The organism is Streptomyces sp. NPDC037389, assembly GCF_040636475.1.
Classification (GTDB): Bacteria; Actinomycetota; Actinomycetes; order Streptomycetales; family Streptomycetaceae; genus Streptomyces; species Streptomyces hesseae.
The window spans coordinates 480,581-498,868 of the sequence record NZ_JBEZUS010000001.1; the positions used below are offsets into that span (position 1 = coordinate 480,581).

Genomic DNA, 18,288 nt, shown 5'->3' on the forward strand with positions numbered 1-18,288 from the left:
CGCTTTGTCTTTACGCGTGGGGCCGGGACGGATGTCCCGGCCCCACGGGCGTATGTGAGGGGAGTCTTCCCCGGCCTCGCCCTTTCACCGTTTCCCAGGGGGCTGCCGCCCCCTAGCGCCCCCTAGCGCCCCCGCCAGGGAATCGCCCGCCGCAGGCGCGCACCCGCCCTCGTCCAGGCCGTCCCGCACGCCCAAACGACCCGCACCGCCGACCGCGGCGCCACAACGGCCCGCACCCGCGCCCAGCGCCCCGCAGAGGCCCGCAGCCCCGCCTGGGCGGCCTCGACGTCGGCGACGGCCGCCTCGGCGGGCGGAGGCGACGGAGCGTAGAGCACCTGCTCGACCGCCGTCGCCAGCCTCCCCACCGCCTCCGCGGGCGGCCCGGCCAACTGGGCGTCCCGGACGATGCGGGCCGCGGCCATCCTGGGGGTCAGGGAGTCGTCCGGCGGGATGCCGTAGTCCCACGCGGAGTCGGTCAGCTCGCGCCAGGCGGCCAGCGGGCGCGGGCCGGCCCGGCCGTCGAGCCGCCGGGCACGGGCCCGTCTCCGCCACAGGTGGGGCAGCGCGGGCAGCAGCAGGGCGGCCAGCGCGGCCACGAGGACGCCGGCCAGGGCGAGCGGCGACGTACCGCCGGAGACTTCGCCGGTCTCCGCCCGCTGGACGGTACCGGGGCAGCCGTCGAGCTTCTTCAGCTCGGGCGGGCAGCCGCCGTCCGCCGAGGGCGCCGGCTGCGGCGCCCTGGTACGGCCGGGCTCCGGGGCCGGGACGCCCGGGTCGGGGGCGGAAGGAGCCTGCGCGACCGTGTACTCGGGCGGGGTGCCACGGCTCGGCGTGGGCTCGAACCGCGTCCACCCGGCGCCCTCGAAGTACAGCTCGGGCCAGGCGTGCGCGTCCTTGGTGCCGACCGACACCGTGCCGTCCGGCTGCGGGGTGCCCGGGGTGAAGCCGACGGCCACGCGCGCGGGGATGCCCAGCGTTCTCGCCATGGCGGCCATGGCGAAGGAGAAGTGGACGCAGAAGCCCTGCTTCTCCTCCAGGAAGCGCGCTATGGCGTCGGGGCCGCTTCCCGAACGCACCTCCGTGTCATAGCGGAAGCCACCGCTCGCGGCGAACCAGTCCTGGAGTTTCACCGCCTGCTGGTAGGAGTCGGTGGCACCGGCGGTCACTTTCCGGGCCGTCTCCGCCACGACCTTGGGCATCACGGAGGGCACCCGTGTGTATTCGCGCAGCAGTTGCTCCGGGGGCGCGGGCGCGGCCGCGAGCTGAGCGGACGTCGGCTCCACGAGCAGCCCCGACACCTGGTAGCGCACGCCTCGCGTGGTCTGGCCGTGGTCGCCGACCAGCGCCCGGCCCTCCGGCTCGTACCGCCACTGGCCCGGCACCCGCACCCGCTCGGCCGGATACGGCAGGGGCAGATAGTTCTGGCCGTAGCCGTCGGAGGCCGCGACGGAGACGCCGATCCGGGCCGTACGGACCCCGGCGGCCAGGCCGGCGGGGGTGGGCAGCGGGTCGGGCACATCGGTGATGCGCCGCTCGGAGGCGCGCCATGACGCACCGTCGAACCGGTCGAGGGCGACGATGCGCAGGTACAGGTCCTGGACGGACGGCGTGGACGTGCGATAGCGCAGCAGCTCCCGGTTCTCCGGCTGGTTGAGGCTGTTCTGGAGCGACACCAGCGGGTTGACCGCGGAGATGGTGCCGCCCTCGGAGCCGGGTCCCTCGCCCGTGCCGCGCGCGGCCAGCAGCCCGCCGTCGATCGAGGGCAGCGCGACCGGGAGCGCCAGGGCGAGTCCCAGCGCGAGCGCCCCGATGCGCCGCCCGGTGCGCACCGGGGCCAGGGCCGGGCCGCCGCCCGCCGCGAGGCCCGCGGTCGCGCCGGGCGGGGTGCCGGCGGCGCCGCCGAACACTCTGCCCCAGCGCGCGAGCCGGTCCCGGCCCTCGGCCAGGAGCAGCAGCAGATAGCCGGCCGCCGCCGCGAGGAACCACAGCCAGTCCGCGCTGCCCTTGGACAGCCCGGCGCCGACCGAGTAGAGCGCGAGCAGGGGCAGGCCCGCCGGGGCGGCGCCGCGGAAGGTGACCGCCAGGGCGTCCACCACCAGCCCGACCACCAGGACGCCGCCGATCAGCAGCAGCCGGATGGCTGTCGTCCCGGGAGCGGGGATGGCGTACTGCCCTACGTCGGACACGCCCTGCCGCAGCAGCCGGCCGAATTCCTCGAAGGCGTCGGGGCCCGGCAGCACCCCGCCGACGGCCCGTTCGCGGGCGAAGACGAGCGTGAGCAGCAGCAGAGCGACCAGGGCCTGCGCCGCGACCGTCAGCCACCGGGTCAGCGGCACCCGGCGGGCCGCCACGCCGACCGCTGTCTGGACGCACAGCAGGAACGCGGCCTGGAGGATCCAGACGGTCCGGTCGACCAGGGGCAGCATCGCGCAGGCCGCCCCCAGCGTGGCCAGCACCCCGCAAACCGCCAACCGCACCCGCCCGCTCACGCCCGGCCCCCTGCTTCGTCGCTGCCGCCTGCCCCGGAGGCCACCCCGGCCCGTGCCGCGCCGCTCACGGCTTCGGCTCCCGTGTGCCCCCGGCCGTAGCGGAGGCCGCCGCGTCACCCATGTCTCCGGCACGGCCGGCTGCGGCGGCGTGCGGCGGCGCCCAGACCCCGGGCGCCCCTTCCACCGGCCACCCGTCCGCCGTGCCCGGCACGGTCGTCGTGCCGTACGCGCCGGCCGGGGCGCCCAGGGAGCCCAGGGCACCCAACGCTCCCGGCGAGGCCGCCAGCCGCCACAGGTCGGGCAGCGCCGTGCCGGGGGCGACGGGCAGGGCCGTCCAGCCCACGTCGCGCAGGACGCGCAGCCGTTCGCCGGCCGCGCGCCGGGCCGGGCCGCCCTCGGGGGCGCCCGCCCAGGCGGCCGCGTCCAGGACGAAGGCGACCGCCGTGCCGCCGCGCGGGCGCATCCGGGCGGCCAGTGCCGCCTGTGCCTCGTCCAGGTCGCCGAGGAACGCCACCAGCAGGCCCTCCCCGGCGGCGCCGCGCAGTGACTCGTGGGCGGAGGACAGGCCGGTGCCCTCGGAGTGGTCGATCACGGCGAGGGCGTCCAGCATCAGGCCGGCGGCGCCGGACGGGTCGGGGGCGGAGCTCGTGTAGCCGCCGGGGGCGTCGTGGCCCGGCAGGGAGCTGCCCGTGTCGGTCAGCAGCCGCACCGTGAAGCCCCGCTCCAGCAGGTGCGACGCCACCGAGGCCGCCCCCGAGACGGCCCACTCGAAGGGCGAGTCGGGCCCGGCACCCTCGTAGGCGACGGCCCGGGTGTCCAGCAGCACCGTGCAGTGCGCGCGCCGTGGCCGCTCCTCGCGGCGCACCATCAGCTCGCCGTAGCGGGCGGTGGAGCGCCAGTGGATCCGGCGCAGATCGTCGCCGTGCCGGTAGCCGCGCGGAATGACGTCGTCCTCCCCGGCGAGGGCGAGGACGCGGTACCGGCCGTCGCCGTGGCCCGCCGCCTCGCCGCCCAGGCGCACCGGCGGCAGCCGGTCGACGCGCGGCACGACGGTCAGGGTGTCGTACGCGCTGAAGCCCCGGGTCAGCTCGCACATCCCGAACGGGTCCGTCAGCCGCAGCTGGAGCGGGCCCAGGGGGTAGCGGCCGCGCAGGTCGGCGCGGACCCGGTAGGAGACCTCGCGCCGCCCACCCGGCTCCATCCGGTCCAGTACGAAGCGGGGGCGCGGGCCCAGTACGTAGGGCACGCGGTCCTGGAGCATCAGCAGGCCCGTGGGGAGCCGCGAGACATTGTCGACGCGCAGGCTCACCCGGGCCTCGGCGGAGGCGGGCACGCGCGCGGGCGCGAGGCGGCGGCTGCCGGTGACCCGGTGCCGGGTGAGGTGGAGCACCACCACGCACACGACGGGCAGCACGGCCAGCAGCAGCCCCACCCGCAGCAGATTCTCCTGGCCCAGCACATAGGCGCAGGCCGTCGCGGCCACGCCCGCCGCCAGGAAGGAGCGCCCCCGGGTGGTCAGCCCGCCGAACGCCGCCCACAGCCCGCCGCGGGCCTCACCGTCGTCGGGCGGGCCGCCCGGGGCGGGCATCACAGCCTCCGGGCGCCGGGCTGCTGCTGGCCGAACGGGTCGGGCAGCGGGGTGCGCCGCAGGATGTCCACGACGATCTGCTCGGCGGTGCGCCGGCCGAGCTGGGCCTGCGCCGTGGGCAGCAGCCGGTGGGCGAGCACCGGCACCGCCAGCGCCCGGACGTCGTCGGGCAGGGCGAACTCCCGCCCGGCCAGCGCGGCCGCGGCCTTCGCCGCCCGGAGCAGATGCAGGGTCGCGCGCGGCGACGCGCCGAGTCTGAGCTCGGGGTGCTGCCGGGTGGCGCCGACCACGTCCACCGCGTAGCGCAGCACGGACTCGGCGACGTGCACGGCGCGGACCGCGTCGATCAGCTTGACGATCTCGTGGGCGTGGGCGACGGGCTGGAGGTCGTCCAGCGGGGAGAGCGCGCCGTGGGTGGCCAGCATCCGCAGCTCGGCCTCCGGGCCCGGGTAGCCGATGGACACCCGGGCCATGAAGCGGTCGCGCTGGGCCTCGGGCAGCGGGTACGTGCCCTCCATCTCGACCGGGTTCTGGGTGGCCACGACCATGAAGGGGCTGGGCAGCTCATAGGTGTGCCCGTCGATGGTGACCTGGCGCTCCTCCATCGACTCCAGCAGTGCCGACTGCGTCTTGGGCGAGGCGCGGTTGATCTCGTCGCCGATGACGATCTGCGCGAAGATCGCGCCGGGCTTGAACTCGAAGTCGCGGCGCTGCTGGTCGTAGACGCTCACACCGGTGATGTCGGAGGGCAGCAGGTCCGGGGTGAACTGGATGCGCCGCACAGAGCAGTCGACGGAGCGCGCCAGCGCCTTGGCGAGCATCGTCTTGCCCACGCCCGGCACGTCCTCGATCAGCAGGTGTCCCTCGGCGAGCAGCACGGTCAGCGCCAGCCGCACGACCTCCGGCTTGCCCTCGATCACGCTCTCCACCGAGCGGCGCACCCGCTCCGCGGTGGCGGTCAGCCCCGCCGCTCCCCCCGGCTCCGCCGGAGCGGGCGGACCCCCAGGACCCCCATGGCTGGCTCGCTCGTCATAGGTCGTCACCCGGCCCTCCTCGGCCCTTCACCAGGGCCGGGGGCCCGCCGGAAACCCCGGCGGCGCATGGCCCGACCCACCCCGTTTCGGCACCCGGGGCCGCGTGGCGGCCGGGCGTCCCTACGCATTCTGGCCGTCCGCACGGCGTGGCGTCACCGCCTGTGGACAACTGGTGCGGCGCGCGCCGCACCAGTCGTCCACAGGCCTTGCGGTCAGGAGCTCGGGTCGATCTCGCGCAGCAGGCCGGTCGTCACGTCGAAGACAAAGCCCCGCACGTCGTCGCGGTGGGGCAGGAACGGCGAGGTCCGCACCCGCTGCATGGACTGGCGGACGTCCTGGTCGAGGTCCTTGAACGCCTCCACGGCCCACGCCGGCCGCTGGCCGACCTCGGCCTCGATCTCGTGCCGGAAGTCCTCGGTGAGGTCCAGCAGACCGCAGCCGGTGTGGTGGATCAGCACGACCGAGCGGGTGCCCAGGGCGCGCTGGCTGATGGTGAGGGAACGGATGATGTCGTCGGTGACGACGCCACCCGCGTTGCGGATGGTGTGGCAGTCGCCCAGTTCCAGGCCCAGGGCGGCGTGGAGGTCGAGACGGGCGTCCATGCACGCGACCACGGCGACCTTCAGCACGGGCCGGGCATCCATGCCCGGGTCGGCGAACGCGGCTGCGTACCGGTCGTTGGCCTCCACCAGCCGGTCGGTGACGGTGGGCTCCGGGGTGCCCGTACGGCCCTGGCCGGAGCCGGGAGTGTGCGACGGTGACGCGGATATCGGCATAGGGATGAACGTAGCCTCTGACCGGCCGCCGCGCACGCGCGGGCGTCCCTGACCAGGGCAGCGCCCGGTAACCGGCCGTTCACCGGCCCCGCCGGGCCACCGTCCGGCCACCGTCCGGCAGCCGTCCGGAGCCGGTCGTTCCGCCGGGTGGTCCCCGCTGCCCGGGCGGCGGGACGCGCACGCACCGGCCGGTTGATTGACCGCGAGGACGAGTGGACTAAAGTGGCGCGAAGTGGGAGGCGTGACGCTCCCCGGAACGCTCCCCGGAACCGAAGAACCACCACGTGGCACGGTGCGTACGTACCCCTCGGCCTCCTCCCGCTCCCGGTCGCCCGGCGTCACTTCCCCGGCGCCGGAACGTCCGTTCCCCTTCGAGCGGGCGGGGACCCGGCGGTACGCGGCGCCGCGCCTCCCCATATCTCAGAAGGGCGCATGAGCAGCAACGCGCGACACGTCCCCGTCATGCTCCAGCGCTGCCTGGACATGCTCGCCCCCGCGCTGACCGCGCCCGGAGCCGTCGTGGTCGACTGCACCCTCGGCGCCGGCGGGCACAGTGAGGCGTTGCTCAAGACCTTCCCGGACGCCCGGCTCGTCGCCCTCGACCGCGACCCCACCGCGCTCGCGCTCGCCGGCGAGCGGCTCGCCCCCTACGGCGACCGCGCCACGCTGGTGCGCGCCGTCTACCACGAGCTGCCCGAGGTGCTGGAGCGGCTGGGCATCCCCGAGGTCCAGGGCGTCCTCTTCGACCTCGGCGTCTCCTCCATGCAGCTCGACGAGGCCGACCGCGGCTTCGCCTACGCGCAGGACGCCCCGCTGGACATGCGCATGGACCAGACGACCGGCGTCAGCGCCGCCGAGGTCCTCAACACCTACCCGCCGGGCGAGCTGGTGCGCATCCTTCGTCAGTACGGCGAGGAGAAGCAGGCCAAACGCATCGTCTCGGCCATCGTCCGCGAGCGGGAGAAGGAGCCCTTCACCAACAGCGCCCGCCTCGTCGAGCTGATCCGCGACGCCCTGCCGCAGGCCGCCAAGCGCACCGGCGGCAACCCCGCCAAGCGCACCTTCCAGGCGCTGCGCATCGAGGTCAACGCCGAGCTGGCCAGCGTGGAGGCGGCCATCCCGGCCGCCGTCGCGGCCCTGGCCGTCGGTGGCCGGATCGCGGTGCTGTCCTACCAGTCGCTGGAGGACCGCATCGTCAAGAGCGTCTTCGCCGCCGGCGCCACGAGCACCGCGCCGCCCGGGCTGCCGGTGGTGCCCGAGCGCTACCAGCCGCGCCTGAAGCTGCTGACGCGCGGTGCCGAGCTGCCCACGGAGGAGGAGATCGCCGAGAACCGGCGGGCCGCCCCCGCCCGGCTGCGCGGCGTCGAACGCATCCGCGAGGACGTCCGGTGAGCCCGGCCGGACGCCGGGGCGGCCGCCTGGTGCGGCTGCTGCCCGCCGGGCCCGCGGGAGCGAAACGTACGCCGTTCGTCCTGCTGGTCGTGGTGCTCCTCGGTTCCGGCCTCATCTCGCTGCTGCTGCTGAACTCCTCCCTGAACCAGGGTTCCTTCGAGCTCAGCCGGCTCCAGCGCACCACCACCGAGCTGACCGACGAGCAGCAGGCGCTCCAGCAGGAGGTCGACCAGCTCGCCGCCCCGGACGCGCTGGAGCGCCGCGCCCGGGAGCTGGGCATGATCCCCGGCGGCAGTCCGGCCTTCCTGCTGCCCGACGGCACGGTCAAGGGCGCCCCCGCCCCGGCGACCACCGCCAACCCCGCCGACCCGGCGGCCTTCGCGCCCCCCGAGCCCCGTGGCCTGCCCCCGCTGGCCCCCGAGCCCCTCGTCGCCCCGGCGGCCACCCCCGGGCCGCCGCCCGCCGTGCTCCGCGGCGGGGACGCGCCGGCCCCGGCGGCACAGGCCCCCGCACGGCCCCCGGCCGCCGGGCGGCCCGCCGACGCCCCCGCGCCGGCACGTCCCAACCCGGCCCTCCCCCCGGCCCCGGTGGGCGGGAACCCCCAACAGGTCAGGTAGGTGAGTCGTGACGGCGCCCAGGCAGCCCCGCCGCCCGGTTCCCGGGCCCGCGCGCCCCGTCGCCCGGCCGGCGCGCCCCCGCCCCGGTGACCGCTCCCTGCGGCTGGGCAACCCCCGGCCCCGGCTGCGGGCGATCGGCGTGGGCTTCACGCTCGTCCTGCTGGTCTTCACGGTCCGGCTGCTCCAGGTGCAGGCCGTCGACGCCGGCGCCTACGCGGCCCGCGCCAACGTCAACCGCTACATCCCGGTGACGCTGGCCGCCGAGCGCGGCGCCATCACCGACCGCACCGGCGTGGACCTGGCCACCACCGTCGACGCCTACGACATCACCGCCGCCCCCGACCTGCTCACCCCCGAGCGGATCAAGGCCGAGGGCGCGGCCGCGCAGGCCGCCCGGCTGCTGGCCCCCGTCCTCGGCGAGGACGCGGGCGTCCTGGAGGAGAAGCTCACCGCCAACCCCAAGTCGAAGTACGTCGTACTGGCCCGCCGGCAGACCCCGCAGGTCTGGAAGAAGATCGCGGACCTGAAGAAGGCACAGCAGGAGAAGGCCCGCCGCAAGCAGGGCGTCAACGTCCTGGCCGGGGTGAACCGCGAGTCGCACAGCAAGCGCGTCTACCCCAACGGCGACCTGGCCGCCGGCCTGCTGGGCTTCGTCAACGGCGACGGCCGGGGCAGCGGCGGCCTGGAGGCCCAGCTGGAGGAGACCCTCGCCGGCCAGAACGGCAAGCGCGTCTACGCCCAGTCCGGCGGCCGGCAGGTGCCCACCGGCGACATGAAGGAGCAGGCCGCCGTGCCCGGCTCCGACGTGGAGCTGACCATCGACCGCGACATCCAGTGGGCGGCCCAGAACGCCGTCGCCAAGCAGGTGCGCGACTCCGGCGCGGACCGGGGCTACGTCGTCGTCCAGGACACCCGCAGCGGCCAGATCCTGGCCATGGCCAACGCCCCCGGCTACGACCCCAACGACCTGGAGCACGCCGACCGCTCCGCGCTGGGCAACGCCGCCCTCCAGGACGCCTACGAGCCCGGCAGCGTCAGCAAGATCATGACAATGGCCGCCGTGCTGGAGGAGGGCGTCGCCACGCCCGACACCCATGTGGAGGTCCCCAACCGGCTGCCGCGCGCCGACCGCGCCTTCGCCGACGACGTGGACCACCCCACCTGGCACCTGACCCTCAACGGGGTGCTCGCCAAGTCCAGCAACATCGGCACGATCCTGGCCAGCGAGCAGCTGGGCAAGACCCGGGAAGAGGCCAACCAGGTCCTCTACACCTACCTCCGCAAGTTCGGCATCGGCCGCCCCACCGGCCTCGGCTTCCCCGGGGAGACGCCCGGCCTGCTGGCCAGGCCGGGGGAGTGGAAGTCCTCGCGGGCCTACACCATCCCCTTCGGCCAGGGCCTGTCCCTCAACGCCGTCCAGGCCGCCTCCGTCTACTCCACCATCGCGGCCGGCGGCGAGCGCGTACAGCCCTCCCTGGTGCGCGGCACCAAGGGGCCCGACGGCCGCTTCACCCCCGTCGACACGTCCCCCCGCACCCGGGTGATCAGCGAGAAGACCGCCCGGCAGCTGTCGGAGATGCTGGAGTCGGTCGTCGACGACCAGGAGGGCACCGGCACCAAGGCGAAGATCCCCGGCTACCGGGTCGCGGGCAAGACCGGCACGTCCAACCGGGTGGACCCCACCACCGGCCGCTACCACGGCTACACCGCCTCCTTCGCCGGCTTCGCCCCCGCCGACCAGCCCCGGATCACCGTCTACTGCGCCATCCAGAACCCCACCAAGGGCAGCTACTTCGGCGGTCAGGTCTGCGGACCGGTCTTCAAGCAGGTCATGGAGTTCGCGCTGAAGACCCTCCAGGTGCCCCCGTCGGGCACCCGGCCGCCGCGGCTGCCGGTGAGCTACGAGTGAGCCGGGCCGACCGTGACGACGATCACTCCCGACCCGGGGAACCGCGGCCGGCGACGCCCCTCGCTTCGCGACGAGGCGGGTGCGCCCGGTACGCTCACCGCCGTGCCCCACGCTGATCAGTCCCACACCACCTCCCAGGACACGCCCGCCGTGTCCCCGGGAGCGCCCCGCCCCACCCGGGTCAGCCCTGTGCCCCTCACGGAGCTGGCCGCTCAGCTGGGCATCACCGCTCCCGAGGGCGCGGAGGCCGTCGCGGTCACCGGGATCACCCATGACTCGCGCGCCGTCCGCCCGGGCGACGTCTACGCCGCCCTGCCCGGCGCCCGCTTCCACGGCGCGGACTTCGCCGCGCAGGCCGCGGGCCTCGGCGCCGCCGCCGTGCTGAGCGACCCGGCGGGCGCCGAGCGCGCCGCCGCCACCGGCCTGCCCGTGCTGACCGTGGCCGCGCCGCGCGAGCGCATGGGCGCCCTGGCCGCCACGATCTACGGCGAGCCCGCCCGTGAGCTGCTGACCGTCGGCATCACCGGCACCTCCGGCAAGACCACCACCGCCTACCTGATCGAGGGCGGCCTGCGCGCCATGGGCGGTCCCACCGGCCTGATCGGCACCGTGGAGTCCCGCGTCGGCGACGAGCGGATCAAGTCGGAGCGCACCACCCCCGAGGCCACCGACCTCCAGGCGCTGTTCGCGGTGATGCGCGAGCGCGGCGTCCGCTCGGTCGCCATGGAGGTCTCCAGCCACGCCCTGCGGCTCGGCCGCGTCGACGGCTGCGTCTTCGACGTCGCCGTCTTCAACAACCTCAGCCCCGAGCACATGGAGTTCCACTCGGGCATGGAGGACTACTTCGCCGCCAAGGCGGAGCTGTTCACCAAGGAGCGCAGCCGTCTCGGCGTGGTCAACGCCGACGACGAGTACGGCCGCCGCCTCGCCGCGGGCGAGTCCGAGGTCCCGGTGATCACCTTCTCCGCCGAGGGCCGCGAGGACGCCGACTGGCGCGCCGCCGACGTCGAGATCGGCCCGTTCGACTCCACCTTCACCGTGCTCGGCCCCGAGGGCGTCTCCGCGACCGCCAGGGCGCCGCTCGCCGGCCCGTTCAACGTCGCCAACGCCCTCGCCGCGATCGTCGCGCTCGTCGCCGCGGGCGCGGAGCCGCAGGCGGCCGCCGACAGCGTCGCGGCCGTCCCCGGCGTCCCCGGCCGGCTGGAGCGCGTGGACGCGGGCCAGCCCTACCTGGCCGTCGTCGACTACGCCCACAAGACGGACGCCGTCGAATCGGTTCTCCGCGCGCTGCGCGCGGTCGGCAGCGGCCGCGTCCACGCCGTGCTCGGCTGCGGCGGCGACCGCGACACCACCAAGCGCGCCCCCATGGGCCGCGCGCTGGCCCGCCTCGCCGACACGGCCGTGCTGACCTCCGACAACCCCCGATCCGAGGACCCCCTCGCGATCCTCGCCACCATGCTCGCGGGCGCCGCCGAGGTGCCCGCCGCCGAGCGCGGCACCGTCCTCCTGATGGAGGACCGTGCCGCCGCCATCGCCGCCGCCGTCGCCCGCGCCGAACCCGGCGACACCGTCCTGGTCCTCGGCAAGGGCCACGAACAGGGCCAGGACATCGCCGGAGTGGTACGCCCCTTCGACGACCGCCAGGTGCTGCGCGAGGCCATCGAGCACCGGCAGGCGGCCATCACGCACCGGAACGACCAGGGATGACCAACCGCCATGCGCGCACAACCCTCCCCCCGGCAGCTCCCCCGAACGGCAGGAGGTGACCTCCGGTGATCGCACTGACCCTCGCCGAGATCGCCGCGATCGTCGGCGGACAGCAGCACGACATACCGGACCCGGGGCTCATCGCCACCGGCCCGGTCGTGATCGACTCCCGTGAGGTACGGCCCGGCACCCTCTTCGCCGCGCTGCCCGGCGACCGCGTCGACGGCCACGACTACGCCGAGCGCGCCATCGCCTCGGGCGCGGCGGCCGTACTGGCCGCTCGGCCCGTCGGCGTACCCGCGATCGTCGTCCCCGACGTCGTCGAGGCACTGGGCGCCCTCGCCCGCGCCGTGGTGGAGCGGCTTGGCGCCACCGTCGTCGCCCTCACCGGCTCGGCCGGCAAGACCAGCACCAAGGACCTGATCGCCCAGCTGCTGGAGCGCCTCGGCCCCACCGTGTGGACGCCCGGCAACTTCAACAACGAGATCGGCCTGCCGGTCACGGCCCTGATGGCGACCGACGACACCCGCCACCTCGTGCTGGAGATGGGCGCCCGGGGCATCGGCCACATCCGTTACCTCGCCGGGCTCACCCCGCCCCGCGTCGGTCTCGTCCTCAACGTCGGTACCGCCCACATCGGCGAGTTCGGCGGCCGCGAGGCGATCGCCGAGGCCAAGGGCGAGCTGGTAGAGGTGCTGCCCGCCGCCGACCAGGGCGGCGTCGCCGTGCTCAACGCCGACGACCCCCTGGTCCGCGCCATGAGCGCCCGCACCAAGGCCCGCACGCTCCTCTTCGGCGAGGCCCCGGACGCGGACGTCCGGGCGGAGCAGGTCCGGCTCGACGACTTCGGCCGGCCCTCCTTCACGCTTCACACACCCACCGGGTGCGCCGACGTGACCATGCGGCTGTACGGTGAGCACCACGTGTCGAACGCGCTCGCCGCGGCCGCCGTCGCCCATGAGCTGGGCATGCCCGTAGCGGAGATCGCCGCCGCGCTCTCCGGGGCGGGCCAGCTCTCCCGCTGGCGCATGGAGGTCACCGAGCGCGCGGACGGCGTGACGATCGTCAACGACGCCTACAACGCGAACCCCGAATCCATGCGAGCGGCGCTGCGCGCGCTGGCCGCGATGGGCGAAGCCGCCCGGGCCAGGGGTGGACGGACGTGGGCGGTACTCGGTCAGATGGCCGAGCTGGGCGAGGAGTCACTCGCCGAGCACGACGCGGTCGGACGGCTGGTCGTCCGGCTCAATGTCGGCAAGCTCGTGGCAGTCGGGGGCAGGGAAGCGGCCTGGTTGCAGATGGGCGCCTATAACGAGGGTTCGTGGGGTGAGGAGTCGGTGCACGTGTCCGACGCGCAGGCGGCCGTCGACCTGTTGCGCAGTGAGCTGCGCCCGGGAGACGTCGTGCTGTTGAAGGCGTCCCGGTCGGCGGGGCTGGAGCGGGTGGCCGAGGCGCTGCTCGCGGTCGACGGCGAGGTCGCCGGCTGATGAACCAGATCCTCTTCGCGGGTGTCATCGGTCTGATCCTGACCCTCATCGGCACCCCGCTGCTGATCAAGTTCCTCGCCCGCAAGGGCTATGGCCAGTTCATCCGCGACGACGGCCCCCGCGGCCACGCCGGGAAGAAGGGCACGCCCACCATGGGTGGCATCGCCTTCATCCTGGCCACGCTGATCGCTTACGCCCTGACGAAGGTGATCACCAGCCACTCGCCCACGACCTCGGGCCTGCTGGTGCTCTTCCTGACCGCCGGCATGGGCCTGGTCGGCTTCCTCGACGACTACATCAAGATCGTCAAGCAGCGCAGCCTCGGTCTGCGCGCCAAGGCGAAGATGGCCGGCCAGCTGATCGTCGGCATCGCCTTCGCCGTCCTCGCGCTCCAGTTCGCCGACACCCGGGGCCAGACCCCGGCCTCCATGCGGCTGTCCTTCACCCAGGACTTCGGCTGGTCCGTCGGCCCCGTGATCTTTGTGATCTGGGCACTGTTCATGATCCTCGCGATGTCGAACGGCGTGAACCTCACCGACGGCCTCGACGGCCTGGCCACCGGCGCCTCCGTGATGGTCTTCGGCGCGTACGTCTTCATCGGCACCTGGCAGCACGGCCAGTGGTGCGGCAACTCGCTCACCGCCGGCGCCGCCTGTTACGAGGTGCGCGACCCGCTCGACCTCGCCGTGGTCGCCTCGGCCCTGATGGGCTCCTGCTTCGGCTTCCTGTGGTGGAACACCTCGCCCGCCAAGATCTTCATGGGTGACACCGGCTCGCTCGCCCTCGGCGGCGCCCTCGCCGGTCTGGCGATCTGCTCCCGCACCGAGCTGCTGCTCGCCCTCCTCGGCGGCCTGTTCGTCCTCATCACCATGTCCGTGGTGATCCAGGTCGGCTCGTTCCGGATGACCGGGAAGCGCGTCTTCCGCATGGCCCCGCTCCAGCACCACTTCGAGCTCAAGGGGTGGAGCGAAGTCCTTGTGGTGGTCCGCTTCTGGATCATCCAGGGGCTGTGCGTGGCCGTCGGACTCGGAATCTTCTACGCCGGATGGTTGGCCATCAAGTGAGCACCGCGGAGTTCAGCGGCAAGCACATCACCGTCGCCGGCCTCGGCGTGAGCGGCGTCAGCGCCGCCCGCGCCCTGGCCGGCCTCGGCGCGACCGTCACCGTCGTCGACGGCGGCGACGGCGAGGCCCTGCGCGAGCGCGCGGCCGCCCTGGAGGCCGCCGGGATCACCGTCCGCCTCGCCGACGCCGACACCCTGCCCGAGGGCACCGACCTCGTCGTCACCTCGCCCGGCTGGAAGCCCGGCAGCCCGCTCTTCGCGGCCGCCGCCGAGGCGGGCGTGAACGTGGTCGGCGACGTCGAGATCGCCTGGCGGCTGCGCGGCCCGGACGCCGCGCCCTGGCTGGCGATCACCGGCACCAACGGCAAGACCACCACCGTGCAGATGCTCGCCTCCATCCTGAAGGCCGCCGGGCTGCGCACGGCCGCCGTGGGCAACATCGGCACCCCGATCATCGACGTGGTGCTCGGCGACGAGCCCCACGACGTGCTCGCCGTCGAGCTCTCCAGCTACCAGCTGCACTGGGCGCCCTCGCTGCGCGCCCACTCCGCGGCCGTGCTCAACCTCGCCCCCGACCACCTCGACTGGCACGGCTCCATGCGCGCCTACGCCGCCGACAAGGGCCGGATCTACGAGGGCAACACGATCGCCTGCGTCTACAACGTCGAGGACCCGCGCACCGAGCGCCTGGTGGAGCAGGCCGACGTCGAGGAGGGCTGCCGGGCCATCGGCTTCACCCTCGGCGCCCCCGGCCCCTCCATGCTCGGCGTCGTCGACGGCCTGCTCGTCGACCGCGCCTTCGTGGAGAACCGCCACCAGCAGGCCCAGGAGCTGGCCGAGGTCTCCGACGTCCACCCGCCGGCACCGCACAACATCGCCAACGCCCTGGCCGCCGCCGCCCTGGCCCGCGCCTTCGGCGTGGAGGCCGCGGCCGTCCGGGACGGCCTGCGCGCCTTCCGGCCCGACGCCCACCGCATCGCCCACGTCGCCGACGTCGACGGCGTCGCCTACGTGGACGACTCCAAGGCCACCAACACCCACGCCGCCCAGGCGTCGCTCGCGGCGTACGGGTCGATCGTGTGGATCGCCGGCGGCCTCGCCAAGGGCGCCACCTTCGACGACCTGGCCGCCTCCGCCGCGAAGCGGCTGCGCGGAGTCGTCCTGATCGGGGCCGACCGGGCGCTGATCAGGGAAGCCCTGACGCGACACGCCCCGGATGTGCCGGTGGTGGACCTCGACCGGACCGACACTGGGGCGATGGCCGAGGCGGTCCGTGAGGCGGCGCGGCTCGCCGGCCCGGGGGACACCGTCCTCATGGCCCCGGCCTGTGCGTCGATGGACATGTTCACCAACTACAACGAGCGCGGCGAGGCCTTCGCCGAGGCGGTGCGGGCCCTGGCGGCCGGCCGCGGCAAGGACGCGTAGCCCGCCGGTCCCCGCGGCCGGGCGCCGCGCCCGCCAGCAAATGACAAACGCGGCGATCCGGCCCCGGCGACGCGGCCGGACGGCGCGGGAGACAGCGGAGGGGCGACCCGGATGCACGCGGACGACATGCTGACGCCGGCCGGAGTGTGGACGGCCCTGCGCGGGCCCGCGGCGGGCTCCCGGTCCGTACGGGCGCCCCGCCCGGCGGCCCGTGGCGGGGCCGGGCGCGCCCCCGCGCCCCGGCGGCCCCCCGGCGGCCGGGGCGGCGGCCTGCGGGGCCTCCACGCCCGCGCCAGGCGCGCCTGGGACCGGCCGCTGACCGCGTACTACCTGGTGCTCGGCGGCTCCCTGCTGATCACTGTGCTCGGCCTGGTGATGGTCTACTCCGCCTCCCAGATCAAGGCCCTCCAGAACGGCCTGGCCCCCAGCTACTTCTTCCGCAAACAGCTGCTGGCCGCCGCCATCGGCACCGTCCTGCTGCTCGCCGCCGCCCGCACACCGGTCCGGCTGCTGCGCGCCCTGGCCTACCCGCTGCTGGCCGTCTCGGTCTTCCTGCTCTGCCTGGTCCAGGTGCCCGGCATCGGCGAGACCATCAACGGCAACACCAACTGGATCTCGCTCGGCGGGCCCTTCCAGATGCAGCCCAGCGAGTTCGCCAAGCTCGCGCTCGTGCTGTGGGGCGCCGACCTGCTGGCCCGCAAGCACTCCAAGAAGCTCCTCACCCAGTGGAAGCACCTGCTGGTGCCGCTGGTGCCGGTCACCTTCCTGCTGCTGGGCCTGATCATGCTCGGCGGCGACATGGGCACCACCGTCGTCCTCACCGCGGTGCTCCTCGGCCTGCTGTGGGTGGCGGGCGCCCCCACCCGCCTCTTCTCCGGGGTGTTCGGTGTCACCGCCGCCCTCGCCGTACTCTTCATCAAGACCAGCGCGAACCGGATGTCCCGGCTGGAGTGCATCGGGGCCACGGACCCGGGCGACCACGACCAGTGCTGGCAGGCCGTCCACGGCATCTACGCGCTGGCCAACGGTGGCTGGTTCGGTGCCGGACTCGGGGCGAGTGTGGAAAAATGGGGTGAACTACCCGAGCCGCACACGGACTTCATCTTCGCCATCACCGGCGAGGAGCTGGGTCTCGCGGGGACGCTGTCGGTACTCGCCCTGTTCGCGGCTCTAGGCTATGCGGGTATCCGCGTGGCCGGACGCACGGAGGACCCCTTCGTGAGGTACGCCGCGGGAGGCGTGACCACCTGGATCACGGCCCAGGCCGTGGTCAACATCGGTGCGGTGCTCGGCTTGCTGCCGATCGCCGGTGTCCCGCTCCCGCTGTTCTCCTACGGAGGGTCGGCCCTGCTGCCGACCATGTTCGCCATCGGACTGCTCATCGCCTTCGCGCGCGACGAACCCGGTGCGCGGGCGGCGCTGGCCATGCGGCAGCCTGGGGTGAGATGGAAGACGATGAGACGGCGCGTCAAGAAGCGACCGTCCGGAGAGCGGTGAATTTCGGTGCATGTCGTACTCGCCGGCGGAGGAACCGCCGGACACATCGAGCCCGCGCTCGCCCTCGCGGACGCCCTGCGCAGGCAGGACCCGACCGTGGGGATCACGGCGCTCGGCACGGAGCGCGGACTGGAGACCCGGCTGGTGCCCGAGCGGGGCTATGAGCTGGGGCTGATCCCCGCCGTACCGCTGCCCCGCAAGCCCACCCCGGAGCTGATCACCGTCCCCGGGCGGCTGCGCGGCACCATCAAGGCCGCCGAGCAGATCCTGGAGCGCACCAAGGCGGACTGTGTGGTCGGCTTCGGCGGCTACGTGGCGCTGCCCGGCTACCTGGCCGCCAAGCGGCTCGGCGTGCCGATCATCGTCCACGAGGCCAACGCCCGCCCCGGCCTGGCCAACAAGATCGGCTCGCGCTACGCCGCCGGGGTCGCCGTGAGCACCCCCGACAGCAAGCTGCGCAACGCCCGCTACGTCGGCATCCCGCTGCGCCGCACCATCGCGACCCTGGACCGGGCCGCCATGCGCCCCCAGGCCCGGGCCGCCTTCGGGCTCGACCCCAACCTGCCCACGCTGCTGGTCTCCGGCGGCTCGCAGGGCGCCCGCAGGCTGAACGAGGTCGTCCAGAACGTCGTCCCGTTCCTCCAGCGCGCGGGCATCCAGGTGCTCCACGCGGTGGGTCCGAAGAACGAACTGCCGCGCGTCGACAACATGCCCGGAATGCCGCCCTATATCCCGGTATCGTATGTAGACCGGATGGACCTCGCGTACGCCGCGGCCGACATGATGCTCTGCCGCGCGGGCGCGATGACCGTCGCCGAGCTGTCCGCCGTCGGCCTCCCGGCGGCCTACGTCCCGCTGCCCATCGGCAACGGCGAGCAGCGGCTCAACGCCCAGCCGCTGGTCAAGGCGGGCGGCGGCCTGCTGGTCGACGACGCCGAGCTCACCCCCGAGTGGGTGACGTCCAACGTGCTTCCGGTGCTGTCCGATCCGCACCGGTTGTACGACATGTCCCGGGCCGCCGCCGAGTTCGGCCGCCGCGACGCCGACGAGCTGCTGGTCGGCATGGTGTACGAGGCGATCGCCGCACGCAGAGCGGGCTGACGGCCCGTAGGAGCAGGAGGCTGGGGAACGTGGCCGGACCGACGACCGCCCGGCGTGGGGCCGCTAAGAACGGCAAGTCCAAGTCCTCCGGGGCCGCGAGGTCTTCCGGGTCCTCCGGATCGCCCAGGCGGCCCAAGCCGTCCCGGTCACCGTCCTCCGGCACGCCCCGGCGGGGCCGCGCGCCCCGCCGGAGCGGCCCGGGC

At 74.5% G+C, this 18,288-nt stretch carries 13 protein-coding genes; 9 read left to right on the top strand and 4 right to left on the bottom strand.

Features of this window, described 5'->3' with window-relative positions; all coding sequences use genetic code 11:
- Positions 1–122 precede the first annotated feature (122 nt).
- From AB0E98_RS02320 to AB0E98_RS02335, 4 genes are all read right to left on the bottom strand, one after another.
- A complete protein-coding gene (locus AB0E98_RS02320; RefSeq protein WP_361697645.1) occupies positions 123–2,489 on the bottom strand; it encodes a DUF3488 and transglutaminase-like domain-containing protein in 2,367 nt (788 codons plus the stop codon).
- Between the two features lie 64 nt (positions 2,490–2,553).
- On the bottom strand, positions 2,554–4,077 hold the full coding sequence (locus tag AB0E98_RS02325; protein ID WP_361697647.1) for a DUF58 domain-containing protein: 1,524 nt from the start codon (positions 4,075–4,077) through the stop codon (positions 2,554–2,556).
- Entirely contained in the window at positions 4,077–5,039 is a 963-nt protein-coding gene (locus tag AB0E98_RS02330; protein WP_361698139.1) for an AAA family ATPase, read from the bottom strand. Before AB0E98_RS02330 ends, AB0E98_RS02325 begins: the two co-directional genes overlap by 1 nt.
- Before the next feature lie 284 nt (positions 5,040–5,323).
- On the bottom strand, positions 5,324–5,887 hold the full coding sequence (locus AB0E98_RS02335; protein WP_361697649.1) for a carbonic anhydrase: 564 nt from the start codon (positions 5,885–5,887) through the stop codon (positions 5,324–5,326).
- 432 nt (positions 5,888–6,319) lie between these two features.
- Here AB0E98_RS02335 and rsmH point away from each other — a divergent pair, with 432 nt between their 5' ends.
- The 9 genes from rsmH (at position 6,320) to murG (ending at position 18,085) form a co-directional block, all read left to right on the top strand.
- A complete protein-coding gene (rsmH, locus tag AB0E98_RS02340; RefSeq protein ID WP_361697652.1) occupies positions 6,320–7,279 on the top strand; it encodes a 16S rRNA (cytosine(1402)-N(4))-methyltransferase RsmH in 960 nt (319 codons plus the stop codon).
- Positions 7,276–7,896 (top strand): septum formation initiator family protein, encoded by a 621-nt coding sequence (locus tag AB0E98_RS02345; RefSeq protein ID WP_361697654.1) that lies wholly within the window; start codon positions 7,276–7,278, stop codon positions 7,894–7,896. The genes rsmH and AB0E98_RS02345 overlap by 4 nt, the downstream gene beginning before the upstream one ends.
- A gap of 7 nt (positions 7,897–7,903) precedes the next feature.
- Positions 7,904–9,805, top strand: coding sequence for a penicillin-binding protein 2 (locus AB0E98_RS02350; RefSeq protein ID WP_361697657.1), 1,902 nt, complete (start codon positions 7,904–7,906; stop codon positions 9,803–9,805).
- A gap of 12 nt (positions 9,806–9,817) precedes the next feature.
- Positions 9,818–11,512 carry a UDP-N-acetylmuramoyl-L-alanyl-D-glutamate--2,6-diaminopimelate ligase gene (locus tag AB0E98_RS02355; protein WP_361697660.1) on the top strand — a complete coding sequence of 565 codons (1,695 nt, stop codon included), beginning with the start codon at positions 9,818–9,820 and terminating at the stop codon, positions 11,510–11,512.
- A 65-nt stretch (positions 11,513–11,577) separates the two neighbouring features.
- The gene (gene murF / locus AB0E98_RS02360) at positions 11,578–12,999 is read left to right on the top strand and encodes a UDP-N-acetylmuramoyl-tripeptide--D-alanyl-D-alanine ligase (RefSeq protein WP_361697662.1); all 1,422 of its coding nucleotides are present in this window, start codon (positions 11,578–11,580) and stop codon (positions 12,997–12,999) included.
- On the top strand, positions 12,999–14,063 hold the full coding sequence (mraY, locus tag AB0E98_RS02365) for a phospho-N-acetylmuramoyl-pentapeptide-transferase (RefSeq protein ID WP_361697664.1): 1,065 nt from the start codon (positions 12,999–13,001) through the stop codon (positions 14,061–14,063). Before murF ends, mraY begins: the two co-directional genes overlap by 1 nt.
- On the top strand, positions 14,060–15,487 hold the full coding sequence (gene murD / locus AB0E98_RS02370) for a UDP-N-acetylmuramoyl-L-alanine--D-glutamate ligase (RefSeq protein WP_361697666.1): 1,428 nt from the start codon (positions 14,060–14,062) through the stop codon (positions 15,485–15,487). Before mraY ends, murD begins: the two co-directional genes overlap by 4 nt.
- A 111-nt stretch (positions 15,488–15,598) precedes the next feature.
- The gene (gene ftsW / locus AB0E98_RS02375; protein WP_361697668.1) at positions 15,599–16,984 is read left to right on the top strand and encodes a putative lipid II flippase FtsW; all 1,386 of its coding nucleotides are present in this window, start codon (positions 15,599–15,601) and stop codon (positions 16,982–16,984) included.
- A gap of 6 nt (positions 16,985–16,990) precedes the next feature.
- Positions 16,991–18,085, top strand: coding sequence for an undecaprenyldiphospho-muramoylpentapeptide beta-N-acetylglucosaminyltransferase (gene murG / locus AB0E98_RS02380; RefSeq protein ID WP_311614305.1), 1,095 nt, complete (start codon positions 16,991–16,993; stop codon positions 18,083–18,085).
- Positions 18,086–18,288 lie beyond the last annotated feature (203 nt).

Coding starts and splice junctions, on each gene's coding strand:
- AB0E98_RS02325 (WP_361697647.1), bottom strand. CDS start 4,077: ATGCCCGCCCCGGGCGGCCCGCCCGACGACGGTGAGGCCCGCGGCGGG.
- AB0E98_RS02335 (WP_361697649.1), bottom strand. CDS start 5,887: ATGCCGATATCCGCGTCACCGTCGCACACTCCCGGCTCCGGCCAGGGC.
- rsmH (WP_361697652.1), top strand. CDS start 6,320: ATGAGCAGCAACGCGCGACACGTCCCCGTCATGCTCCAGCGCTGCCTG.
- mraY (WP_361697664.1), top strand. CDS start 12,999: ATGAACCAGATCCTCTTCGCGGGTGTCATCGGTCTGATCCTGACCCTC.
- ftsW (WP_361697668.1), top strand. CDS start 15,599: ATGCACGCGGACGACATGCTGACGCCGGCCGGAGTGTGGACGGCCCTG.